The sequence below is a fragment of the Hansschlegelia quercus genome, from assembly GCF_004310425.1.
Lineage (GTDB): Bacteria > Pseudomonadota > Alphaproteobacteria > Rhizobiales > Methylopilaceae > Methylopila > Methylopila quercus.
Genome location: NZ_SIUB01000002.1, coordinates 168,183 through 189,830, shown reverse-complemented (window position 1 = coordinate 189,830; position 21,648 = coordinate 168,183). Strand labels below are relative to the sequence as shown.

Here is a 21,648-nt window from a genome sequence, read left to right as displayed (position 1 = left end):
TGCTCAACTGGCCCCCGGACCCGCCTTCTTGTCCCACCCGGTGGCCTTCTTGATCAGCCAGAAATAAGCCGGGTATGGCAGGAGCCGCAGCGCCTTCAGCACGTAAGTGAAGCGCTTCGGAAACGTGATCTCGAAGCCGCCGCGCTCGATGCCCTTCACGATCCGCCGCGCGGCGTCCTCCGGCTTCAGCAGCGCCGGCATCTTGAACTTGTTCTGTGCAGTCGTCGGGGTGTCCACAAAACCGGGATTGGCGATTTGGATCGAGACGCCCCAAAGATCGAGGTCGAACTTCAGGCTCTCGGCGAGGTTGATTAACCCCGCCTTCGTCGCGCCGTAAGCGGCCGAACTCGGCAGCCCGCCGTAGCCGGTTACAGACGCCACCACCACGATCCGGCCCGACCGCCTCGCCGTCATCGCGGGCAGAATCGCGGCGAGGCATGCGGCCGTGCCGCCGAGGTTCACGTCGAAGGTCGTCCGGACGGCATCGAGGTCGAACGGCGCGGCCGCCACCGGCGTGAAGACGCCGGCGTTCAGCACGGCGAGGTCAATCGCTCCGAGCTCGGCCTCGATTCGGGCTGCGATCGTCTTGACCCCATCGGCGTCCGTCACGTCGCCTTCAAACGCGACAATACGGCCACCCTGCGTCGCCGCTTTAGCTGAGAGCGCGGAGAGCTTGTCGCCGCTCCGGGCGGTCGCGGCCACCAAGACGCCTTCTGACGCCAGCTCCAGCGCCAGGGCAGCTCCGATGCCGGAACTTGCGCCGGTCACCCACGCGGTCTTGACGCCCGTCGCCGCCGAGAACCCCGTCATCCCATCATGCCGTTGAACAGCCGCCCGATCGAGCCCGTCAGCTTGAGCTTGCCTTCGGTCACCGAGAAGCAGACGCATCCGGTCTCCGGGTCGGCGACCGGCCGATGATCGATCGCGGCGTCCGCGACCGCCACGTCGCCGCGGCGGTAACCTCCGGTCTCGTCGCGATAGGCGCCACGCAGCACCAGCGTCGCCTCCACGCCTTCATGGGTATGGGAGGGAAGCGCCCTGCCGGGCTTCACCTTGATCAGCTGCGCCGTCACCTGGTCGTCGGCGAACACGGTGCGCTCCCGCACGCCGAAGCCGTAGAACCGCCACTTCTGGGCGGCGATCGGCCCGCCAGCGAGCTTCAGCAGAGGCTGAGGCAAGTCGGGGTCGGTCGCCGGCCGAGCGTGTCCGTACCAGCCGTCGGCGTAGATCGCGCCTAGGATGCGGTCGCGCACGGCGTGGCCGATCGGCCGAACCGGCATGCCTTCAAGTTCGGCTGCCGCTCGATCTTCAAGCGCCCGCACGAAATCGCGGTTCTCTTCGGAAAGGATGAGGTGCGACTCGATCAGCGCGTGCATGCACGGCTCGAGCAAGCCCGTGGCGTAGCCGGCAAGCAGCGGATCGATCAGGCGACCATTGGGTAGCGTCGCCGTAGAATGTTGCTCAGCCAAGACAGGCGCAGTCCTTCGTGCCGTCCGCTCCCACGAGGCGCTACGGGCGCGACGCAATGGTGGATCAGTTCGACGCGCAGTCGCCGGCGCGCCGCGGCTTTCATTCTATCGACTTGCCGCATAACGTGCCCAGCCCTCGAAGACCAATCCTGCGGACCGATAACTCCCATGCGCATCCGAAGCGGCCTCGTCGAAGCGATCGGCAGAACGCCGCTCATCCGCTTGAAGCGCGCCTCCGAAATGACGGGCTGCGAAATCCTCGGCAAGGCCGAATTCATGAACCCCGGCCAATCCGTGAAGGATCGCGCCGCGCTCTGGATCATCGAGGACGCGGTGAGGCGAGGCGCGCTGCAGCCCGGCGGCGTCATCGTGGAAGGCACCGCCGGCAACACCGGAATCGGGCTCGCGCTTGTCGCGAACGCGCTCGGCTATCGCACAGTGATCGTCATCCCGGACACCCAGTCCGACGAGAAGAAGCAGATGCTGCGCCTTGCGGGCGCGGAGCTCGTCGAGGTGCCGGCGGTCCCGTACAAGGATCCGAACAACTATGTGAAGCTCTCCGGCCGCCTCGCCGAGGCGCTCGCGAAATCGGAACCCGCCGGCGCGATCTGGGCGAACCAGTTCGACAATGTCGCGAACCGGCAGGCGCATATCGACTCGACCGGCCCCGAGATCTGGGACGACCTCGACGGCAAGGTCGACGGCTTCGTCTCCGCGGTCGGCACCGGCGGCACTCTCGCCGGAACTGCCATGGCGCTGAAGGAGCGGTCCAAGGACGTGAAGATCGCGCTGGCCGACCCGCCAGGAGCGGCGCTCTACAGCTTCTACACGACCGGAGAGCTCAAGGCCGAAGGGTCGTCGATCACCGAAGGCATCGGGCAGGGCCGCATCACCGCGAACCTCGAGGACGCGCCGGTCGACTTCGCCTACCAGATCCCCGACGCCGAATCCGTCCAGATCTGCTTCGATCTGCTGGAGCATGAGGGCCTGTGCCTCGGCGGCTCGTCCGGCGTGAACGTCGCCGGCGCCATCCGCCTCGCCCGTGAGTTGGGCCCCGGGCACACCATCGTGACGATCCTCTGCGACTACGGCACGCGCTACCAATCCAAGCTGTTCGATCCGTCCTTCCTGCGGTCCAAAAGTCTTCCCGTCCCCGCCTGGCTCGAGAAGCACGGCCGCGTGAACCTCGCGGAGGTCATGGAATGAGCAATCCCAACCTCGTCTCGACCGAATGGCTGGCCGAGCGCCTAGGCGACCCCAATGTCGTGCCCGTCGACGGCTCCTGGTATCTGCCGGACGCCAACCGCGACGGCCCGGCGGAATTCCTCGAGCGCCACATCCCGGGCGCGGCGTTCTTCGACATCAATGTCGTGGCCGACACATCGACCGGCCTGCCCCACATGCTGCCCTCGGCCGACGCTTTTTCGCAGGCCGTCGGCGCGCTCGGCATCGCCGACGGCGCGACGATCGTCGCCTATGACGGCGCGGGCCTGTTCGCCGCAGCGCGCGTCTGGTGGACCTTCCGCACCATGGGCGTTCGAGACGTCTTCGTCCTCGACGGCGGACTTCCGAAATGGCTTGCCGAAGGACGACCGACTGAACCCGGCCCCTCGACGCGCGCGCCCACGCAGTTTGCCGCCAGGCGTGACTCCGCGGCCGTTAAAGACGCCGAAGACATGGCTGCGATCCTCGCCGCCGGGTCGGCGCAGGTCATCGACGCCCGGCCCGCGGCGCGTTTCCGCGGCGAGGCGCCGGAGCCGCGGCCAGGGCTCGCCTCCGGCCACATGCCGGGCTCTCTCAACCTGCCTTTCCAGGAGATCGTCGGCGCCGACGGCAAGCTGAAGGAGGAGGCGGAGCTTCGCGCGGCCTTTGAAGCGGCCGGCGTCGACCTGTCGAAGCCGATCGTCACCACCTGCGGCTCGGGTGTATCGGCCGCGATCGTGGCGCTGGCGCTCGAAGGCGCGGGCGCGAAGGCGGACGGAATCTATGACGGCTCCTGGGCCGAATGGGGCGCCGGCGGCCGGCCGGTCGCCACAGGTCCTGCGAAAAGGGACTGAGCCGCTTTTGGCGGAACGCGTCGCGCGCAACACGCTTGTCGTCATGCGCATGACGCGAATGGAGCCATCCGCTATCTACTGCGTTTCTCGGGGTATGATGGCCCGCTCGGCGAGTCGGGGCCGCGGCGCATGGAATGGTACGGACGATGGCTGACATTGCGGCGACGGAAGTGAAGAAGGCCAAGCCGAAGCGCGGCTGGCTCTACCGCACGGGCAAGAAGCTGCGCCCGAAGATGGATGAAATCCTCGCGCGCTCCTCGCTGGTCGGCAATCCGCCGGTATTCGCGCACGGCACGTTCGCCTGGACGGCGGAGCTCGAGAACAACTGGGAAACGATCCGCCGCGAGGCGGCCTCCGTGATGCACGGCGAAGATATTCCGGTGCTCGCCGATATCTCCCCCGATCACGGAAGGCTCGGCGGCGACCGCAAGTGGAAGTCCTTCTTCCTCTACGGCTATGGCTACAAGGTCGACGCCAATTGCGAGAAGTGCCCGGAGACCGCGAAGCTCGTCTCGAGAGTGCCGGGCCTCAACAGCGCGTTCTTCTCGATCCTTGCGCCGGGCGCACGCATCCCGCGCCATCGCGGCGTGACCAAGACGCTGCTCACCTGCCATCTCGGCCTGTTTACGCCAAAAGACCGCCCGTCCTGCCGGATGGCGGTGCATGACGACATGGTGCACTGGGACGACGGCAAGACCGTCGTCTTCGACGACACCTATTATCACGAGGTGTGGAACGAGACCGACGAGACGCGCGTGATCCTGCTCGTCCAGTTTGAGCGCCCGATGCGCCAGCCAGGCAAGGCGATCGGCCGCGCCTTCCTCGGCGCCGTCCGCCGCTCGCCCTTCGTGCAGGAAGCCCGCAAGAACTTCCTGGCATGGCAGGGCGCGCAGAACCGGATCGACGGGCACTGAGGAGCGGCGCGCTTCGAGTGGCGCCCTCGCTTCAAACACTCTGTCGTCATTCCGGGCTTTTCCCGAAATCCATCAGCGCCGCGCGATCAGACGATCGGCAGGCGTTGCGCGTAGGCCTGAGCCGTCACGGTTATGCATTCGGGGACAAGCCCGGAATGACGGCAGTGGCGCCGCAAACGAAAATCCCCCGGACCAGCCGGGGGATCATCAGCACTTCATGACCGATCGGCTCAGTTGCGGGAAACTACGCAGTCGCCGCCGGCGGAGCGGAGGTTCGAGCAGAGCGTGGACGCGTCGGTGCTGGAGCTGAACGGCCCGACGCGGACCCGGTAGTAGGTGCCGCGGTCGGGCACAGTCGCCGGCTGGATCGACGCTTGGTAGGAGCCGAGAACGCTCGGGAATTTCTTCTGAAGCGTGGAATAGGCCGCGCGGGCGTCCTGCTCGCTGCGCTGCGAGGTGACCTGCACGACATAGGCGCCGCCGGGCGTGGCGCGAGCGGGAGTCGTTGCGGCAGGCGCCGGAGCGCGCGGGGCTACCGAGGCGACCTGCTGGGCAGGAGCCGGCTGAGTTGACGGGCGGGCCGGAGCCTGCGCGGCAGGCGCCGGCTGCGGCGCAGGACGGGTCGCGGCGGCCTGAGACGAGGGACGCGGCGTCGCTGCCTGAGCGGCGCGCGGGGCCGGCCGGGCGGGTTCGCCTTCGGCCATGATGCCCTCATTGAACTCGCTCGACGCCGGGGCCTGCCCCGTGCGGGCCAATTCGGCGATCGGGTCGCTCTCGGCTGTCTGCACGGGAGCGGCCGGCGCAGACTGCGGCGCAGCCGCGACCGCCCCGTCGGGACGGATCGTCATCGTTTTGACGCGACGCGGCTCGTCGCCGCCAGTCGCGACCGTGGACTTGTCGCCGCCCGGCAGGATCGTGCGGGAGCCGTCTACGCGCGGAGCCGCGCTCGGCGCCGCCGGCAGATCGACCGGCTGCTCTTCGCGGGTCACCACCTTGGATTGGCGCTTTGCGTCGTCGACGCGGTCATAGACCGCCTTGTTGCGCTGCCCGGCGTCGGACTCGGGCTCCGGCGTGGTCTTCACCGGCTCGACGTCGGCCTTGATCAGCGGCGGCTCGCCGCCGAGACCGCGGCCGCCGAGCGCCTTGTAAGCGAACAGGCCGCCGGCGCCGAGCACCGCGACCGCAAACACCGCGCCCAGCATGAGCATGCCGCGAGGGCGGCGCTGCTCGGCTTCAGCCGGCGCGTAATAAAGCGGATTGCCGTCCTCGTCGTAGGCGTAGGGCTCGTCGGGGTTCGGCGCGTAGAGCCGCGGATCGTATTGCTGCTCCTCGACCGCAGCGGCATAGCGCTGCTGATCGAGCCAGTACTGGTGAGCGTCGGCGTCATAGGGATGGCCTTGCGGCGCCTGGTAATCATAGGCGTCGTCGTAGCCGCTCTGCTGCCCGCCGCTGCGTTTCATGGCCTGACTCTGCATAACACACCACTCTCCGCGCGTCGTTCGACGGAGAAGCGGCGTGAAATCGGCAGGCGTCTACGCCAGCTTCACCGCATCTCGTCGGGAGCCGCGACCCCCAATACACCAAGGCCGGAGGCGAGAACCACGCTGAGGGCTCTCACCAGGGCCAGTCGATCATGCGACGACAATGGATTGTTTTCCATAATGAAGCGTAAATCCGGCGAATCCTTGCCCCTGTTCCAGTGCGCGTGAAATTCGCTGGCGAGCTCGTGCAGGAAGAAGGCGATGCGATGCGGCTCGCGCGCCGCCGCCGCCTGCTCCACCGCCCGCGGCCATGCGGCGAGCTTGCGGATCAGACCTAGCTCGCCGGGATCCGTCAGTCGCGAGAGATCGGGCGCTGCGGGCGCTTCGCCCAGGATCTCGCGGCCGTTCCGCAGGATCGACTGCATCCTTGCGTGGGCGTACTGGACGTAGAACACGGGATTGTCGCGCGACTGCTCGGTGACTTTGGCGAAGTCGAAGTCGAGCACCGCGTCGTTCGAGCGGAACAGCATCATGAACCGCACGGCGTCGCGGCCGACCTCGTCGACCACGTCGCGCAGCGTCACGAAGCTCCCCGCCCGCTTCGACATGCGCACCGGCTCGCCCGCGCGGAACAGCCGCACGAGCTGGCAGAGCTCGACCGAGACCTTTGCGGTCCCGCCCGACAGCGCGCGGCCGACGGCCTCCAGCCGCTTCACGTAGCCGCCGTGGTCGGCGCCGAGCACGAACACCATCTCCTTGAAACCGCGCCCGAACTTCGAGCGGAAATAGGCGATGTCGGCTGCGAAGTAGGTGTACGAGCCGTCCGACTTCATCAGCGGCCGGTCGACGTCGTCGCCGAACTCGGTCGCACGGAACAGCGTCTGCTCGCGCTCCTCCCAATCGTCCGGCAGTTCGCCCTTCGGCGGCGCGAGCACGCCCTCGTAGACGAGGCCTTGGGCTTTCAGGTCCGCGACCGCCTGGACGATCAGCCCGCCCTCGCCGTGCAGCGTGCGCTCGGAGAAGAACACGTCGTGCCGGATGTTGAGCGCCGCGAGGTCGTCGCGGATCATCGCCATCATCGCGTCGATTGCGGCCTCCCGGACGAGCGGCAGCCACTCGGCCTCGCTCATCGTCTTCAGCCTTTCGCCATGAGCGTCGGCGAGCGCCTGGCCGAGGGGCTTCAGATAGTCGCCGGGGTAAAGTCCCTCGGGAATGGCGCCGATGTCCTCGCCGAGCGCCTCGCGGTAGCGAAGGAAGACCGAGCGGGCGAGCACGTCGACCTGCGCGCCGGCGTCGTTGATGTAGTATTCGCGTGTGACCTCTTCGCCGGCAAAGGCCAGGAGGTTCGCGAGCGAGTCCCCGAACACCGCGCCTCGGCAATGGCCGACATGCATCGGCCCGGTCGGGTTCGCCGAGACATATTCCACATTGACCTTCGCGGGCGTCTTGTTGGCCGGCCGGCCGTAATCGGCGCCCTCCCCGATCGCGCGCGACAGCTCCTTCAGCCAGAAGGCGTCCGTTAGCGTCATGTTGACGAAGCCGGGGCCCGCGACCGAGGCGCTGGCGACGTCGGGGTCTGCGCCCAGCGCCTTCGCGATCAACTCGCCGAGATCGCGCGGCTTCACGCCGAGCTCCTTGGCCGTGACCATGGCCGCGTTGGTCGCGAGATCGCCGTGGCTAGCGTCGCGCGGGGGCTCGACGACCATGCGGGACAGGTCGGGCATTCGGGCGATCGCGCCTTCGGCCGCAAGCCGCTCCATGATCGAGCTCAGGCGCGCGGAGAAGTCTGCGAAGACGTTCATGATCGTCCCGAAAAGGGCTGGAGAAGGCCTCGGCGGCTAACGCAATTCAGGGGTCGCGTCAAACAGACGGCGGTGCTCCATCAGAGCGTAGCGGTCGGTCATCCCCGCGATGAAGTCCGCGACCGCGCGGGCGTGGCCGGTCGCGCGGCCCTCCCGCTCCCACTCCGGCGGAAGCGCCGAGGGGTCGGCGAAATAGCGGTCGAACAAATCCGTGACGATCCCGGCCGCGTCGTCCATCACGCGGTCGACCCGGGCGTGGCGGTACATGCGCGCGTTCAGCAGCCGCTTCACGCCGCGCTCGGCCTCCGCCATCTCGCTTGAGAATGCGATCGTCGCCTCGCCCGCCGAGCGCACATCCTCGACGCTTTGCGGATCTGCGGCGTCGATCCGCCGCGCGCCCTCCGCGATCGCGTTCTCGACCAGCCTTGTAATGACGCGCCGCACGACCTCCGGCCCGCGCCGATCCTCGTCGAGGCCGGGATGGCGGGCGTCGACCTCGGCGAGGATGTCGGCGAGGAACGGGTCGTCGCAAAGTTCGTCGAGCGCGAACAGATTTGCTCGCAGGCCGTCATCGACGTCGTGCGCGTCATAAGCGATGTCGTCGGCGATCGCGGCGGCCTGCGCCTCCGCCGTGGCGTGACCGCCGAGCGGCACGCCGGCGCGTTCGGCCACCTCGGTCATGGACGGCGAGGCGCCGACCAGCGGGCCGTTGTGCTTGGCGACCCCCTCGAGCGTCTCGAAGGTAAGGTTCAGCCCGTCGAAATCGGCGTAGCGCCGTTCCAGCCGGGTGAGCACGCGGAGCGACTGGGCGTTGTGGTCGAAGCCGCCATGCTCCCGCATCCGCGCGTCGAGCGCCCGTTCGCCGGCATGCCCGAACGGCGCATGGCCGAGATCATGGGCGAGGGCGATGGTCTCCGCCAGATCCTCGTCGAGCCCGAGCGCGCGGGCGATCGAGCGCGCGATCTGCGCGACCTCCAGCGTATGCGTCAGCCGCGTCCGGTAGTGGTCGCCCTCGTGATAGACGAAGACCTGCGTCTTGTGCCGCAGCCGCCGGAATGCGGAGGAATGCAGCACCCGGTCGCGGTCGCGCTGGAAGTCGGTGCGCGTCGGGCTCGGCGCCTCCGGCAAGGCGCGGCCCCGGCTCATGCCGGGATCGGCCGCCCAAGGCGCCCGCGGACGGACGATCCAGCGCGTGATGTCCAAGCTGCGCCAACCCCTTCGATAAGCGCCCGCGTTGACCACGGGGGCGCGCGTGCTTACCTCTCGTTCATCGGCGGACGCAACGCCCTCCGGAGCGAAGTCGAAACATGACCGAACAGACAGTCCTCGTGACGGACCGCGCCGCGGAGCGCATCCGCGAGATCCTCGCGTCCGAGGCGCCGGAGACGATGCTGCGCGTCAGTGTTCTGGGCGGCGGCTGCTCGGGCTTCAGCTACGATTTCGGCTTCGACACCAGCGCGCAGGACGACGACCTCGTCATTGCCCGCGACGGCGCGAAGGTGCTGATCGACCCGGTCTCCCTGCCGTTCCTCGCCGGCTCGCAGATCGACTTCGTCGACGAACTGATCGGCGCCTCGTTCAAGATCACCAACCCGAACGCGACCGCCTCCTGCGGCTGCGGAACGAGCTTTTCGATCTGACGCGCGCGCGGTCGTCATTCCGGGCCTGTCCCGGAATCCATCACCGCGACGAGGCAAGACTAGAATCGTAGCCGCGGCAGCTTATTTCTGCTTCCTCTACGGTGATGGATTCCGGGACAAGCCCGGAATGACGAGCGTTGTATGGACGGCTACTACGTTTACATCCTAGCGAGCCGCCGACATGGGACGCTCTACGTGGGCGTAACTAACGATCTGATCCGACGAGTCTATGAGCACCGCGAGAAGCTTTTGAAGAGCTTCACTTCCCGTCACGACGTGACGCGGCTCGTTTACTTCGAGACCTTCGACGATCCGCTTTCTGCGATCACGCGCGAAAAGCAGATCAAGGGCTGGAAGCGCGACTACAAGGTCAACATCATCGAGCAGTCCAATCCGTATTGGACGGACCTCTATCCTACGCTCGTCTGATCGCCGCCGTCATTCCGGGCTTGTCCCGGAATCCATCACCGGGACGGCCGGCAGAAAAGCACCACACGCGTGTCGCGCCTCCTCCTAAATTTTCTCAGCGGTGATTGCTTCCGGGATGGGCCCGGAATGACGGCGGCGCCCCGTCACCGAAGCTCGCGCATCGCCGTCGTGATCCAGTCCACCGATTGCCTGACCTCGCCGAGCAGATCGCTCGACGAGCGACAACCGTTGACGGGATAGACGGCGAGGAACGTCGCGAGGATCGCCAGGATGAGCACGCGGTTGACGACGAAGGTCAGCAGCCAGCGCGCCATCTCACGCGGGCTCGTTCATGTCGGCCAACCGGCGGCGTAGGATATCGCGTTCCTGGCTGAGCTGCCTCATCCGCCGCGCCGCCTCGATCGGGACGATCGTTCCAGGCTTTTCATCCGTAGGGGCCACGCCGAGCTGGGTGCGGCTGCGCCAGACCACCCGGCAGACCCGAGGCGTCCCTTCCCGGTGAAGCGTCAACTCGAACGCGCCGGGCGTTCCGAGCGTCTCGCCCATCTCGAGCGTCGCTCCGCTCAGCGACCTGTTCCGGACGAGGCAATCGAACGTCGAGTACCGACCGTTGAAGACGATCTCGGCGCCGAGATACGTTTTGTTTCGCGGATTGATGCGGCGTTCTTCCATATGCATGTCCCCTTTTGGGACGACCTCGTCGTCCGGAACATGACTAAGCAATCGTTAAGCCATGTGGCTGGAAGTGGGCGCGTGAGCGACCGCGGGCAGCGGGATCACGGCTGCCTTGCTTCGACTCCCCTCTTCCTCTATACGCCGCGCTTCGCTGTCGTTCGGCTGGGGGCTGAACGGAGGGATCGGGCTCGCCCGGTCAGGATGAAGAATCCGTCCTCCCGTGTCTCCGCCTTCGAGAATTCGTTCGGGCCTTTCGGGCTCGGAGGGCTTCGCGCCGGACGGCTCGTTCACATCAGACTTGAAGGTCCCGATCCACATGCCGCTTTACGAACACGTCTTCCTGGCGCGCCAGGACGTGACGTCGCAGCAGGTCGAAGAGATGACCGCCCAGTACAAGCAGGTCCTGGAAGCCCAGGGCGGCTCGGTCGCCAAGACCGAGCACTGGGGCGTCAAACCTCTCGCCTACCGCATCAACAAGAACCGCAAGGCCCATTACACGCTCCTCAACATCGACGCGCCGGCCGCGGCCGTCGCCGAGATGGAGCGCCAGATGGGCATTTCCGAAGACGTCCTGCGCTTCATGACCATCAAGGTCGAAGAGCACGAGGAGCAGCCCTCCGCGATGCTTCAGCGCCGTGACCGCGACGACCGTGACGACCGTCCCCGCGGCGGCGGCGGCTTCCGCGGCGGCGACCGTGGCGGCCGTGAAGGCGGCGGCGGCTTCCGGCGCGACCGCGAGGATCGTCCGCGTCGCGACGAGTCCAGCGTGGAGGCGAACTGATGGCCGAGATCACCAGCGCGACCGGCGGCCAGCGCCGTCCGTTCTTCCGCCGTCGCAAGACCTGCCCGTTCTCGGGCGCCAACGCGCCGAAGATCGACTACAAGGACGTGCGTCTGCTGCAGCGCTACATTTCCGAGCGCGGCAAGATCGTGCCGTCGCGCATCACGGCGGTCTCCGCCAAGAAGCAGCGCGAGCTCGCCAAGGCGATCAAGCGTTCGCGCTTCCTCGGCCTGCTGCCTTACGTCATCAAGTGACTTTTTGCGGGCAATGAACCCGCGGAAAGTCATCCCGGCCGCAGCGTAGCGTAGAGCCGGGATCGTGCTCAGAATTGAGCGCGTTCTGACGACGATCCCGGATCTGCGCGGCTCCGCCGCTTGTCCGGAATGACGATTTTGGCTTCCGCGCCTTTGGCGCGGAAGCCTGTTTTCCAAGGCGCCGGCTGACCCGGCGTCGTTGAGCCATTCGGGCTCTAACCGTGGCGACCCCGCGGGACAGCAGGACGAAACTTTATGCTCGGCGTGCCCTCTCTGATCGGCGCCGGCGCGGGGCTCGCCTCCGCGCTGCTCTATGCGGCCGCGGCCTCCGGCTCGCCCTTCGCCCTCGCGCTCCTCTACGTCGCGCCGCTCCCCGTCCTGCTCGCGGCCGTCGGCTGGCGTCACACGGCAGGCCTCGTCGCGACCGTCGTCGGCGCGGCCTTTCTCCTGTTGCTGGTCGGCCCCAAGACCGGGCTTTATTTCGTCATCGCCGTCGGATTGCCGTCCTGGTGGCTGGCTTATCTCGCGCTGCTCGCGCGGCCCGGCCCCGACGGCGGCGTCTCGGAATGGTACCCGGTCGGCCGGCTGGTGATCTGGTGCGCCGTGCTCGGCGCTGCTCTCGTCGCCGCCACCATCCCGCTCGTCGCGAGCAATCTGGAAGAGTACCGCGCGTCGCTTCGGGCCCTGTTCGAGCGGGCGTTCGTCGGCGCTAATGCGGTGGAGACTCCCGGGACCGACCCGAAGGCGCTGATCGAGCTGATGACGACGCTTGCGCCCAGCATGGCCGCGAGCTTCTGGACGCTGGCGTCGATCTTCAACCTCTGGCTCGCCGGGCGCATCACCCGCTCGTCGGGCAGGCTCGCGCGACCGTGGCCTTATCTGCCGGAACTCGAATTTCCGCGCTCCGCCTCGCTCGCCCTTCTGGGCGCGACAGCCCTGTCCTTCCTGCCGGGGCTCGCCGGCCTGGTGGCCGAGCTGTTCGCCGGCACGCTTCTCGTCGCCTTCGCGCTGCTCGGCCTGACCGTTGTCCACCTCTGGACGCGGCGCTCGCCGTTCCGCCCTCTCGTACTGTTCGGCTTCTACGCCGTGCTGCTGCTTCAGCCCTGGCTGATGATCGTGCTCGCGCTGCTCGGCCTCGCCGACCACTTCTTCGGCCTGAAGCGACGCTTCGGGCCGCCGCCCTCGGCCCCGCCGACGGCGCCCGCCAACCTGCCCTGATCGAAACGAAATCAGACGAACCGAACGGAGACTGAACCCATGCAAGTGATCCTGCTCGAACGCATCGCCAAGCTCGGCCAGATGGGCGACGAGGTCCGCGTCAAGGACGGCTACGCCCGCAACTTCCTGCTGCCGAACAACAAGGCGCTTCGCGCCAATTCCGGCAACCGCCAGAAGTTCGAGGGCCAGCGCGCCCAGCTCGAAGCCCGCAACCTCGAGGCTCGCCAGGAGGCCGAGAAGGTCGGCGAGAAGGTCAACGGCAAGGTGCTCGTGCTCGTCCGTCAGGCCGGCGAGACCGGCCAGCTCTACGGCTCGGTGTCGACCCGCGACATCGCCGAAGCGCTGACCAAGGACGGCCTGAGCGTCGGCCGCAACCAGGTCGTGCTGAACGCGCCGATCAAGACGATCGGCCTGCACGAGCTGCCGATCCGGCTGCACCCGGAAGTCGAGGTCTCCGTGACCGTCAACGTCGCCCGCTCCGAGGCCGAGGCCGAGCGCCAGGCGCAGGGCGAGGACCTGACCCAGCGCGAGGAAGGTCCGGCCTTCGAGACCTTCTCCGAGGACGACGACGACCGCGGCGGCCGTCGTGGCGGCGGCCGCTTCGACCGCGACGACGAGCAGGGTTCGGACGAAGGCGAGTCGGAAGAGGGCTGACCCCTCCCCGCCTCCTTCATGCACGGCGAACGCCCGGCCATCGCGCCGGGCGTTCTCGCATCTGCGGCGATGATGCAGAGTGACGGTCAAGCGATTCGGCGGGGCGTCTTCGGCGCCTGTGTGAATCGGGGGGCGTTGCGCGGAAGCTGCAGGCCTCCCGCGCCGCCCGTGTTAACCGGTCGCTAACCACAGCATGACCCGACAGGGACCGAAATTAACCCGATGGCCGTCGCCGACTCTCTCGCCCGTCGCCTGCTCGACCCGGAGCCCGCCTACCGGCAGGCGCCGCACAATGTCGAGGCCGAACAGGCGCTGCTGGGCGCGGTGCTCGTCAACAACGACGCGTTCTGGCGGGTGTCGGACTTCCTCGAGCCGGGCCATTTCTACGAGGGCCTGCACGCCCGAACCTTCGAGATCGTCGCCAGTCTGGTCCGGGCAGGCAAGGCCGCAACCCCCGTCACGATCAAGACTTTTCTGCCGACCGACCTCGATGTCGGCGGCGGCCTGACGGTCGCACAATACCTTGCCAGACTTGCCGCCGAGGCGACGACCGTCATCAACGCCGAGGATTACGGCCGCACGGTCTACGACCTCGCGCTCCGTCGCTCGCTGATCGGCATCGGCGAGGAAGTCGTCAACGTCGCCTATGACGCCCCCGTCGACATGCCGCCCCGCGACCAGATCGAGGAGGCCGAGCGCCGCCTGTTCGAGCTTGCCGAGACCGGCAGCTATGGCGGCGGCTTTCAGACCTTTTCGAACGCGCTCAAGACTGCGGTCGACATGGCCGCCAGCGCCTATAAGCGCGACGGCGGTCTGTCCGGCATCGCGACCGGGCTGGACGATCTCGACCGGCTGATGGGCGGACTGCAAGCCTCCGACCTGATCATCCTCGCGGGGCGTCCCGGCATGGGCAAGACGTCGCTCGCGACCAACATCGCCTACAACATCGCCAAGGCGTATCAGGGCGAGACGCAGCCCGATGGGCGGACCAAGACGATCAACGGCGGGGTCGTCGGGTTCTTCTCGCTCGAGATGTCGGCCGAGCAGCTCGCCACCCGCATCATCGCCGAGCAGGCCGAGATTTCGTCCTCCAAGATCCGCCGCGGCTCGATCGACGAGCGCGACTTCTACAAGCTCACCGAAGCCGTGACCGAGATGCAGCGCGCCCCGCTGTTCATCGACGAGACCGGCGGCCTGTCGATCGCCCAGCTTGCGGCCCGCGCGCGGCGGCTCAAGCGTTCGAAGGGCCTCGATCTCCTGGTCGTCGATTACCTTCAGCTGCTGTCCGGCTCCGCCAAACGCGGCGAGAACCGCGTGCAGGAGATGACCGAGATCACCACGGGCATGAAGGCGCTCGCCAAGGAGCTGGCGGTGCCGATCATCGCGCTGTCCCAGCTCTCGCGTCAGGTCGAAAGCCGCGACGACAAGCGCCCTCAGCTCTCGGACCTCCGCGAATCCGGCTCGATCGAGCAGGACGCCGACGTCGTGCTTTTCGTGTTCCGCGAAGAGTATTACGTGAAGAACAAGAAGCCCCGCGAGGGCACGCCCGAGTTCGAGCAGTGGCTGACGGAGATGGAGAACGTGGCGGGCAAGGCCGAGGTGATCATCGGCAAGCAGCGTCACGGACCGACGGGAACGGTGGAGCTCCAGTTCGAGGCGGAGTTCACGCGCTTCGGCAATCTGGCTCAGGACGACCATCTGCCGGAGCGGATGTGACGCCGGAGTTTCCGGGCGGACGGCTGACTATCGACCTCGCGGCGCTCCAGAAAAACTGGCGCACGCTGCGCGACCTCGATCCTTCGAGCGAATGCGCCGCCGTGGTGAAGGCCGACGCTTACGGGATCGGCCTCGAGCCTGCGGCAAAGGCGCTGAGCGCGGCCGGCGCCAAGACCTTCTTCGTCGCGCATCTCTCCGAGGCCGCGATCGCGCGGGCTGCCGCTCCCGACGCCACGATCTACGTCCTCAACGGCCTGCCACAGGGCGCCGGCGACGCCTTCGCCGCCATCCGGGCACGGCCGGTGCTCGGTTCGGCCGAGGAGATCGCGGAATGGCGCGGCTTTGTGGCGGCGACCGGCGCAGACGGCGCAGCGGCGATCCATATCGACACCGGCATGCGCCGTCTGGGCCTCGACGTCGAAGAGGCGAAGGCTCTACTGCCGTCCGATCTCGGCTTCACGCCCTCGCTTCTGATGAGCCACCTCGCCTGCGCCGACGAGCCGGAGCGCCCGGAGACGGAAGCTCAGCGCGCGCTGTTCGCCGAGCTTCGCGCGCTGGTTCCGAAAACGCCTGCAAGCCTCGCCAACTCGCCAGGAACGCTGCTGAAGAAGACGTCTTGCGGCGGCCTCGGCTTCGACCTGCGCCGGCCGGGCGTCTCACTTTACGGCGGGAACCCGCTGGCGCCCCGACCCTCGCAGCTTGCGCCCGTCGTGCGGCTCGACGCGCGCATCGTGCAGACGCGGATCGTTCCTGAGGGTGTTGCGGTGGGTTATGGCGGCGTGGAGCGCACGCGCCGCCCAACCCGGCTCGCCATCCTGTCGCTCGGCTACGCCGACGGCATCTTGCGCGCAGGCGGCGGAGCCGACGGCGGCAGACCCGGCGCCGGGGCCTTTGGCGGGGGCGTTCGTTGCCCGTATTTCGGCCGCATCTCTATGGACCTCATCGCCATCGACGTCACGGACGCGTCCGAGGCCGCCACAAGGCGCGGCGACTGGATCGAGGTGCTCGGCGATCACATCGGCGTCGACGATCTCGCTCAGGCCTGCGGTACGATCAGCTACGAGATCCTGACGTCGTTGGGCGGCCGGTACGAACGCCGTTACCTGCAAGGCGCTTCTTCCTGATGGCTCGACCCAAGACCGCCTTCGTCTGCCAGGCCTGCGGGGCCGTGTATAATCGTTGGTCGGGGAAGTGCGAGGCTTGCGGCGCATGGAACTCGATCGTCGAGGAGGCGGCGGCCGCGCCTGTTCCCGGCGGCGGCGGCGGCGTTTCGCGAGCGCTCGGCCGCGGCAGGATCGTCGTGCTCGAGGGACTGTCCGGCGCATCCGATGAGGCGCCACGCATCGTCTCGGGCATTCAGGAGCTCGACCGCGTCACCGGCGGCGGCTTCGTGTTCGGATCGGTGCTGCTGCTGGGCGGCGATCCCGGCATCGGCAAGTCGACGCTGCTGATCCAGGCGAGCGCCGCGCTCGCGCGGGCCGGTCACCGGGTTGTCTATGTGTCGGGGGAGGAGGCCGCGGCGCAGGTGCGGCTCCGCGCTCAGCGGCTGGGGCTCGGCGACGCGCCCGTCGCGCTCGCCGCGGAGACGAACGTCGAGGACATCCTCGCTACGCTGAAGGATGGCGAGCCGCCGCGCTTCGTGGTGATCGATTCGATCCAGACGCTTTGGACCGGCCAGGTGGAGTCCGCGCCCGGCACCGTCACCCAGGTGCGCGCCTCCGCCCAGGCGTTGATCCGCTACGCCAAGACGACAGGGGCCTGCGTCGTGCTGGTCGGCCACGTCACCAAAGACGGCCAGCTCGCAGGGCCTCGCGTGGTCGAGCACATGGTCGACGCCGTGCTCTCCTTCGAAGGCGATTCCGGCCGCGACTTCCGTATTCTGCGCGCGCAGAAGAACCGCTTCGGACCGACCGACGAGATCGGGGTCTTCGCGATGACGGGGGATGGGCTGGAGGAGGTTCGCAACCCCTCAGCCTTGTTCCTCGGCGACCGGGAGCCCGACGCGCCGGGTACGGCGGTGCTGGCTGGCCTCGAAGGCTCGCGGCCGCTGCTCGTCGAGATCCAGGCCCTCGTCGTGCCCTCGACGCTCGGCACGCCGCGGCGCGCTGTGGTCGGCTGGGAGAGCTCCCGCCTCGCCATGGTGCTCGCCGTGCTCGAAGCGCGCTGCGGCGTGAGGCTCGGAACGCACGACGTGCATCTGGCCGTCGCCGGCGGCCTGCGAGTGCAGGAGCCGGCCGCCGACCTTGCGGTCGCGGCAGCCCTCGTCTCGTCGCTGCTCGGCTCGCCTCTGCCACTCGACGCGGTGTTCTTCGGCGAGGTCGGCCTCACCGGCGCAGTTCGTCCCGTGGTGCATCCCGGACCGCGACTGAGGGAGGCGGCGCGACTCGGCTTCAAGCGCGCCGCCCTGCCCTCCGCGGCCGCCGAAGCCGCCGGCGAGGCAGGACTTTCGGCCATCGCAATCCCAACGCTCGACGCCCTGGTCGCGAGGCTTGCGGCGCGCGCGGAGGGCGCCCGCATGAAAGACGCGTGACGGCGGAGGGCCGCAGCGTTATAGAGACCGCGTCCGCGGGAAGCAGCTTTCCGCGCGGCGTCGCCCATTCTTGGCACGGACACCGCCGCAGCGCATGACCATCACGCTTCTGGACGTCATCCTGCTCGCGGTCATGCTCATCTCGGCGGCGCTCGCCATGGTGCGTGGCTTCACGCGCGAAGTGCTGTCGATCGCCTCCTGGGTCGCCGCCGCCGCCGCCACGATCTTCTTCTTCGAGCCGGCCCGCGCGCTCGCCCGCGAGCACATCAAGTTCAATCCGCCGCAGATCGCCGACGTTGTCGCTGCGGGCTCGATCTTCATCGTCACGCTGCTGATCGTCTCGTTCATCACGATGAAGATCTCGGACGTGATCCTCGACAGCCGCGTCGGGCCCGTGGACCGTATCCTCGGCTTCGCCTTCGGCGCCGCGCGCGGGCTGCTGCTCGTGATCGTCGCCTTCATGTTCTACACGTGGCTCGTGCCCGACAGGGGCCAGCCCGAGTGGTTCCGGACGGCGCAGTCGAAGCCGCTTCTTCAGGACGCAGGGGACAAGCTCCTCGCGATGTTGCCTGAGGACCCTGAAAGCACCATCTTGCAGAGGCTTAAGCGCAGGGACGGCGCGACCGGAGAGTCAGGGGCCGCCGCGCCCTCGACGCCCGATCAGGCCGCGCCGGCGCCGGACGAGACCCCGGACGTCAGTCCTTCCGACAGGCAGGGCGTCGACCGGCTTCTCGAGCAGGACGCGAAGCCCAGGCAATAGCCGCCGGCAGGCCAGCCGGAGGCGCGCAATGGGCGGATCGCTTCCGCCCGCGGGAGACGGACATGACGATGCAGTCCACGCCCAAGTCCGAAGACTGGTTCGATCTGGAGGCCGACCGCCTGCATGAGGAGTGCGGCGTCTTCGGCGTTTTCGGACATCCGGAAGCGGCGGCGCTCACGGCGCTCGGCCTGCACGCGCTTCAGCACCGCGGCCAGGAGGCGGCGGGCATCGTCAGCTTCGACAACCAGCGGTTCCACGCCGAACGGCGTCTGGGCCTTGTCGGCGACCATTTCTCCGACGCCCGCGTCATCAGCCGGCTGCCCGGCCGCCAGTCGATCGGCCATAACCGCTATTCGACGACCGGCGAGACAATTCTCCGCAACGTCCAGCCGCTGTTCGCGGAACTCGATTCCGGCGGCTTCGCGGTCGCCCATAACGGCAACCTGACCAACGCCCAGACGCTCCGTAAGGAGCTCGTACGCGCCGGCGCGATTTGCCAGTCGACGTCCGACACGGAGGTCATCCTCCACCTCGTCGCGCAGAGCCGCCGACCGCGCATGATCGACCGCTTCGTGAACGCGTTGCGGGAAATCGAGGGCGCTTACGCGCTCGTGGCGCTCACCGACGGCAAGCTGATCGGCGCGCGCGACCCGCTCGGCATCCGGCCGCTGATCCTGGGCGAACTCGACGGCTGCCACATTCTGACGTCCGAGACCTGCGCGCTCGACATCATTGGCGCGAAATACGTCCGCGACATCGACAATGGCGAGGTCGTGGTGATCTCGGAAGCGGGAGTGCAGTCGCTCCGGCCGTTCCCGCCGCAGAAGATGCGTCCCTGCATCTTCGAGTTCGTCTATTTCGCCCGACCCGACTCCATCGTTCAGGGCAAGTCGGTCTACGAGGTGCGCAAGCAGATGGGCGTCGAGCTCGCCCGCGAGTCGCTGCCCGAAGCCGACGTTATCGTGCCGGTGCCGGACTCAGGCGTGCCCGCCGCGATCGGCTTCAGTCAGGCCTCCGGCATTCCGTTCGAGCTCGGCATCATCCGCAACCACTACGTCGGACGCACCTTCATCCAGCCGACGCAGGGCGTGCGCGAGCTCGGCGTGCGGATGAAGCACAGCGCGAACCGCAGCCAGATCGAGGGCAAGCGGATCGTGCTCGTCGACGACAGCCTGGTGCGCGGCACCACCTCGGTGAAGATCGTCAAGATGATGCGCGACGCGGGCGCCAAGGAGGTGCATTTCCGCCTCGCCTGCCCGCCGATCACGCACTCCGACTTCTACGGCATCGACACGCCGGAGCGCGAGAAGCTGCTCGCGGCGACGCACACGCTCGAGCAGATGCGCGAGTTCATCGGGGCGGACAGCCTGGCCTTCCTTTCGGTCGGCGGCCTCTACCGCGCTATGGGCTATGAGGGTCGCGACGATCTGCGTCCGCAGTTCACCGACCACTGCTTCACCGGCGACTACCCGACGCTGCTCACCGACATGATCGGCGAGACCCCGCGCCAGCTCTCGCTGATCGCGGAAGCGAGCTGACCGCCGCATGCATTCATGAGCACTGACAAACGGCTCGACGGCCGCGTCGCCGTCGTCACCGGCGCGAGCCGCGGCATCGGCTACGCGACGGCGCTCGCCCTCGCAAAGGCCGGCGCTCATGTCGTCGCTACGGGTCGCACGCAAGGCGGGCTTGAGGAACTCGACGACGCCATCAAGTCGGCAGGCGGCTCGGCGACGCTCGCCCCCTTCGACATCGCGGATTTCGACGCGATCGACCGGCTAGGCGCGGCGCTCTACCAGCGCTTCGGCAAGCTCGACGCCCTCGTCGCGAACGCCGGCATGCTCGGTTCGCTCACCCCGCTCGGCCACATCGAGCCGAAGGACTGGGACAAGCTCGTCGCGGTCAACCTCACCGCGAACTGGCGGCTGATCCGCTCGCTCGACCCGCTGCTGCGGGCCTCTGGCGCCGGACGCGCGGTGTTCCTGACCTCGAGCGCGGTCCACAAGGACCGGGCCTATTGGGGCGGTTACGCCGTCACCAAGGCCGGCGTCGAGGCGCTCGCACGCTCCTACGCCGCGGAAACGGCCGCCAACACCGCCGTGCGCGTGATGCTGGTCAACCCGGGCCCACTGCGCACCGCGATGCGCGCCAAGGCGATGCCAGGGGAGGATCCGGCGACTCTCAAGACGCCGGCTGATCTCGCCCCAAAGATCGTGGCGTTGTGCGCGCCAGACTGGAGCGAGACAGGCAGGCTCTACGACTTTCCGAGCGATCGCGTGTTGGGCTTCAATCCGCCGAGCTAAGCAGTTCGGTGGCTCAAGCCTTTGCGAGCCTGTCGAATGCGACCAGCCTCTCGAGCAGCGCCGGCATGTCCTTGAGCGCGACCATGTTCGGCCCGTCCGAAGGCGCGTGGTCGGGGTCCTGATGGGTCTCGATGAAGACGCCCGCGACGCCGACTGCGACCGCCGCGCGCGCCAGCACGGCCACATATTCGCGCTGCCCTCCCGACGACGTCCCCTGCCCGCCCGGCTGCTGAACGGAATGGGTCGCGTCGAAGATCACCGGCGCGCCGGTCTTCGCCATCTCGGGCAGCGCGCGCATGTCGGAGACCAGCGTGTTGTAGCCGAAGCTCGCGCCGCGTTCGGTCAGCAACACGCGGGGATTGCCTGCGCCGGTCAATTTCGAGACGACGTTTTTCATGTCCCAGGGCGCGAGGAACTGGCCCTTCTTAACGTTCACGACCTTGCCGGTGGCGGCGGCTGCGAGCAGCAGGTCCGTCTGGCGGCAGAGGAAGGCCGGGATCTGCAGCACGTCGACGGCTTCGGCCGCGGCTCTGCATTGGTCCTCACTGTGGACGTCCGTCAGCACGGGCAGGCCCAGGCTCTCGCGGATCTCGGCGAAGACGGGCAGCGCGGCTTCCAGCCCCACGCCGCGCTGAGCAGAGGCGCTGGTGCGGTTCGCCTTGTCGAAGGAGGTCTTGAAGATCAACCCGACGCCGAGCTTTGCCGTGATCTCCTTCAGCGCGGAGGCGATCTCCAGGGCATGGGCGCGGCTTTCGAGCTGGCAGGGGCCTGCGATCAGCGACAGCGGAAGATCGTTGCCGATGCGAACGGATCCGACCTCGACGACAGCGTCGGGACGATTTTGGACGGGTGCGTTCATCGGACGTCTCGTGAGCCGCTCTTCGTTTGGCGATCGACCGGCAAAGCTGGCGAAGGCTTCGCGGTCCGCGGGCAGGCGATTTAGCAGGCCGGCGCCGACCTAGCCA

The 21,648-nt window shown here is 67.9% G+C and carries 23 protein-coding genes; 15 read left to right on the top strand and 8 right to left on the bottom strand.

What is annotated here, in order from left to right:
* Window positions 1–3 precede the first annotated feature (3 nt).
* Complete coding sequence (locus EYR15_RS04950; protein WP_131001796.1) at window positions 4–810, bottom strand: SDR family NAD(P)-dependent oxidoreductase; 807 nt, start codon at window positions 808–810, stop codon at window positions 4–6.
* A complete protein-coding gene (locus EYR15_RS04945; RefSeq protein ID WP_245498154.1) occupies window positions 807–1,469 on the bottom strand; it encodes a ChrR family anti-sigma-E factor in 663 nt (220 codons plus the stop codon). Before EYR15_RS04945 ends, EYR15_RS04950 begins: the two co-directional genes overlap by 4 nt.
* Window positions 1,470–1,637: 168 nt before the next feature.
* Here EYR15_RS04945 and EYR15_RS04940 point away from each other — a divergent pair, with 168 nt between their 5' ends.
* From EYR15_RS04940 to EYR15_RS04930, 3 genes are all read left to right on the top strand, one after another.
* Window positions 1,638–2,675, top strand: a complete 1,038-nt coding sequence (locus tag EYR15_RS04940; protein WP_131001795.1) for a cysteine synthase A — start codon at window positions 1,638–1,640, stop codon at window positions 2,673–2,675.
* Window positions 2,672–3,526, top strand: a complete 855-nt coding sequence (sseA, locus tag EYR15_RS04935) for a 3-mercaptopyruvate sulfurtransferase (RefSeq protein WP_131001794.1) — start codon at window positions 2,672–2,674, stop codon at window positions 3,524–3,526. Before EYR15_RS04940 ends, sseA begins: the two co-directional genes overlap by 4 nt.
* Window positions 3,527–3,672: 146 nt before the next feature.
* Entirely contained in the window at window positions 3,673–4,440 is a 768-nt protein-coding gene (locus tag EYR15_RS04930) for an aspartyl/asparaginyl beta-hydroxylase domain-containing protein (RefSeq protein WP_131001793.1), read from the top strand.
* Window positions 4,441–4,670: 230 nt separating this feature from the next.
* Here EYR15_RS04930 and EYR15_RS04925 read toward each other — a convergent pair whose 3' ends face one another.
* From EYR15_RS04925 to EYR15_RS04915, 3 genes are all read right to left on the bottom strand, one after another.
* Entirely contained in the window at window positions 4,671–5,900 is a 1,230-nt protein-coding gene (locus EYR15_RS04925; protein WP_131001792.1) for an SPOR domain-containing protein, read from the bottom strand.
* 83 nt (window positions 5,901–5,983) lie between these two features.
* Window positions 5,984–7,723: an arginine--tRNA ligase gene (gene argS, locus EYR15_RS04920; protein WP_131001791.1), complete on the bottom strand. Its 1,740-nt coding sequence runs from the start codon at window positions 7,721–7,723 to the stop codon at window positions 5,984–5,986.
* Window positions 7,724–7,759: 36 nt separating this feature from the next.
* Window positions 7,760–8,920, bottom strand: a complete 1,161-nt coding sequence (locus EYR15_RS04915; protein WP_382239046.1) for a deoxyguanosinetriphosphate triphosphohydrolase — start codon at window positions 8,918–8,920, stop codon at window positions 7,760–7,762.
* Between the two features lie 110 nt (window positions 8,921–9,030).
* Here EYR15_RS04915 and erpA point away from each other — a divergent pair, with 110 nt between their 5' ends.
* Both erpA and EYR15_RS04905 read left to right on the top strand, forming a co-directional pair.
* A complete protein-coding gene (erpA, locus tag EYR15_RS04910) occupies window positions 9,031–9,363 on the top strand; it encodes an iron-sulfur cluster insertion protein ErpA (protein WP_131001790.1) in 333 nt (110 codons plus the stop codon).
* Window positions 9,364–9,504: 141 nt separating this feature from the next.
* Window positions 9,505–9,792 (top strand): GIY-YIG nuclease family protein, encoded by a 288-nt coding sequence (locus EYR15_RS04905; protein ID WP_131001789.1) that lies wholly within the window; start codon window positions 9,505–9,507, stop codon window positions 9,790–9,792.
* Between the two features lie 143 nt (window positions 9,793–9,935).
* Here EYR15_RS04905 and EYR15_RS16955 read toward each other — a convergent pair whose 3' ends face one another.
* Together EYR15_RS16955 and EYR15_RS04900 are read right to left on the bottom strand one after the other, a co-directional pair.
* A complete protein-coding gene (locus EYR15_RS16955) occupies window positions 9,936–10,106 on the bottom strand; it encodes a hypothetical protein (RefSeq protein ID WP_165455428.1) in 171 nt (56 codons plus the stop codon).
* Between the two features lies 1 nt (window position 10,107).
* Window positions 10,108–10,464: a hypothetical protein gene (locus EYR15_RS04900; RefSeq protein ID WP_165455427.1), complete on the bottom strand. Its 357-nt coding sequence runs from the start codon at window positions 10,462–10,464 to the stop codon at window positions 10,108–10,110.
* A 319-nt stretch (window positions 10,465–10,783) separates the two neighbouring features.
* On the opposite strand from EYR15_RS04900, the gene rpsF reads away from it, so the two are divergent.
* From rpsF to EYR15_RS04850, 10 genes are all read left to right on the top strand, one after another.
* A complete protein-coding gene (rpsF, locus tag EYR15_RS04895; RefSeq protein WP_131001787.1) occupies window positions 10,784–11,248 on the top strand; it encodes a 30S ribosomal protein S6 in 465 nt (154 codons plus the stop codon).
* Window positions 11,248–11,502 carry a 30S ribosomal protein S18 gene (gene rpsR, locus EYR15_RS04890; protein WP_131001786.1) on the top strand — a complete coding sequence of 85 codons (255 nt, stop codon included), beginning with the start codon at window positions 11,248–11,250 and terminating at the stop codon, window positions 11,500–11,502. The genes rpsF and rpsR overlap by 1 nt, the downstream gene beginning before the upstream one ends.
* Before the next feature lie 255 nt (window positions 11,503–11,757).
* Window positions 11,758–12,720 (top strand): DUF2232 domain-containing protein, encoded by a 963-nt coding sequence (locus tag EYR15_RS04885; RefSeq protein WP_131001785.1) that lies wholly within the window; start codon window positions 11,758–11,760, stop codon window positions 12,718–12,720.
* 39 nt (window positions 12,721–12,759) lie between these two features.
* Window positions 12,760–13,374 (top strand): 50S ribosomal protein L9, encoded by a 615-nt coding sequence (gene rplI / locus EYR15_RS04880; RefSeq protein ID WP_131001784.1) that lies wholly within the window; start codon window positions 12,760–12,762, stop codon window positions 13,372–13,374.
* Window positions 13,375–13,596: 222 nt separating this feature from the next.
* Complete coding sequence (locus EYR15_RS04875; protein WP_131001783.1) at window positions 13,597–15,090, top strand: replicative DNA helicase; 1,494 nt, start codon at window positions 13,597–13,599, stop codon at window positions 15,088–15,090.
* Window positions 15,087–16,214: an alanine racemase gene (gene alr, locus EYR15_RS04870; RefSeq protein WP_131001782.1), complete on the top strand. Its 1,128-nt coding sequence runs from the start codon at window positions 15,087–15,089 to the stop codon at window positions 16,212–16,214. Before EYR15_RS04875 ends, alr begins: the two co-directional genes overlap by 4 nt.
* On the top strand, window positions 16,214–17,620 hold the full coding sequence (gene radA, locus EYR15_RS04865; RefSeq protein ID WP_131001781.1) for a DNA repair protein RadA: 1,407 nt from the start codon (window positions 16,214–16,216) through the stop codon (window positions 17,618–17,620). Before alr ends, radA begins: the two co-directional genes overlap by 1 nt.
* A 94-nt stretch (window positions 17,621–17,714) precedes the next feature.
* Complete coding sequence (locus tag EYR15_RS04860; RefSeq protein WP_131001780.1) at window positions 17,715–18,380, top strand: CvpA family protein; 666 nt, start codon at window positions 17,715–17,717, stop codon at window positions 18,378–18,380.
* Window positions 18,381–18,442: 62 nt separating this feature from the next.
* Window positions 18,443–19,918, top strand: coding sequence for an amidophosphoribosyltransferase (gene purF / locus EYR15_RS04855; protein WP_131001779.1), 1,476 nt, complete (start codon window positions 18,443–18,445; stop codon window positions 19,916–19,918).
* Window positions 19,919–19,933: 15 nt separating this feature from the next.
* A complete protein-coding gene (locus EYR15_RS04850; RefSeq protein ID WP_131001778.1) occupies window positions 19,934–20,683 on the top strand; it encodes an SDR family NAD(P)-dependent oxidoreductase in 750 nt (249 codons plus the stop codon).
* Window positions 20,684–20,696: 13 nt separating this feature from the next.
* On the opposite strand, the gene kdsA is transcribed toward EYR15_RS04850, so the two are convergent.
* Window positions 20,697–21,542: a 3-deoxy-8-phosphooctulonate synthase gene (gene kdsA, locus EYR15_RS04845; protein ID WP_131001777.1), complete on the bottom strand. Its 846-nt coding sequence runs from the start codon at window positions 21,540–21,542 to the stop codon at window positions 20,697–20,699.
* Between the last annotated feature and the right edge of the window lie 106 nt (window positions 21,543–21,648).

What these genes read in the sequence shown, in the direction of transcription:
- EYR15_RS04950 (WP_131001796.1), bottom strand. Translation starts at nt 810, where the DNA reads ATGACGGGGTTCTCGGCGGCGACGGGCGTCAAGACCGCGTGGGTGACC.
- EYR15_RS04940 (WP_131001795.1), top strand. Translation starts at nt 1,638, where the DNA reads ATGCGCATCCGAAGCGGCCTCGTCGAAGCGATCGGCAGAACGCCGCTC.
- sseA (WP_131001794.1), top strand. Translation starts at nt 2,672, where the DNA reads ATGAGCAATCCCAACCTCGTCTCGACCGAATGGCTGGCCGAGCGCCTA.
- EYR15_RS04930 (WP_131001793.1), top strand. Translation starts at nt 3,673, where the DNA reads ATGGCTGACATTGCGGCGACGGAAGTGAAGAAGGCCAAGCCGAAGCGC.
- EYR15_RS04925 (WP_131001792.1), bottom strand. Translation starts at nt 5,900, where the DNA reads ATGAAACGCAGCGGCGGGCAGCAGAGCGGCTACGACGACGCCTATGAT.
- argS (WP_131001791.1), bottom strand. Translation starts at nt 7,723, where the DNA reads ATGAACGTCTTCGCAGACTTCTCCGCGCGCCTGAGCTCGATCATGGAG.
- erpA (WP_131001790.1), top strand. Translation starts at nt 9,031, where the DNA reads ATGACCGAACAGACAGTCCTCGTGACGGACCGCGCCGCGGAGCGCATC.
- EYR15_RS04905 (WP_131001789.1), top strand. Translation starts at nt 9,505, where the DNA reads ATGGACGGCTACTACGTTTACATCCTAGCGAGCCGCCGACATGGGACG.
- EYR15_RS16955 (WP_165455428.1), bottom strand. Translation starts at nt 10,106, where the DNA reads ATGGCGCGCTGGCTGCTGACCTTCGTCGTCAACCGCGTGCTCATCCTG.
- EYR15_RS04900 (WP_165455427.1), bottom strand. Translation starts at nt 10,464, where the DNA reads ATGGAAGAACGCCGCATCAATCCGCGAAACAAAACGTATCTCGGCGCC.
- rpsF (WP_131001787.1), top strand. Translation starts at nt 10,784, where the DNA reads ATGCCGCTTTACGAACACGTCTTCCTGGCGCGCCAGGACGTGACGTCG.
- rpsR (WP_131001786.1), top strand. Translation starts at nt 11,248, where the DNA reads ATGGCCGAGATCACCAGCGCGACCGGCGGCCAGCGCCGTCCGTTCTTC.
- EYR15_RS04885 (WP_131001785.1), top strand. Translation starts at nt 11,758, where the DNA reads ATGCTCGGCGTGCCCTCTCTGATCGGCGCCGGCGCGGGGCTCGCCTCC.
- rplI (WP_131001784.1), top strand. Translation starts at nt 12,760, where the DNA reads ATGCAAGTGATCCTGCTCGAACGCATCGCCAAGCTCGGCCAGATGGGC.
- EYR15_RS04875 (WP_131001783.1), top strand. Translation starts at nt 13,597, where the DNA reads ATGGCCGTCGCCGACTCTCTCGCCCGTCGCCTGCTCGACCCGGAGCCC.
- radA (WP_131001781.1), top strand. Translation starts at nt 16,214, where the DNA reads ATGGCTCGACCCAAGACCGCCTTCGTCTGCCAGGCCTGCGGGGCCGTG.
- EYR15_RS04860 (WP_131001780.1), top strand. Translation starts at nt 17,715, where the DNA reads ATGACCATCACGCTTCTGGACGTCATCCTGCTCGCGGTCATGCTCATC.
- purF (WP_131001779.1), top strand. Translation starts at nt 18,443, where the DNA reads ATGACGATGCAGTCCACGCCCAAGTCCGAAGACTGGTTCGATCTGGAG.
- EYR15_RS04850 (WP_131001778.1), top strand. Translation starts at nt 19,934, where the DNA reads ATGAGCACTGACAAACGGCTCGACGGCCGCGTCGCCGTCGTCACCGGC.
- kdsA (WP_131001777.1), bottom strand. Translation starts at nt 21,542, where the DNA reads ATGAACGCACCCGTCCAAAATCGTCCCGACGCTGTCGTCGAGGTCGGA.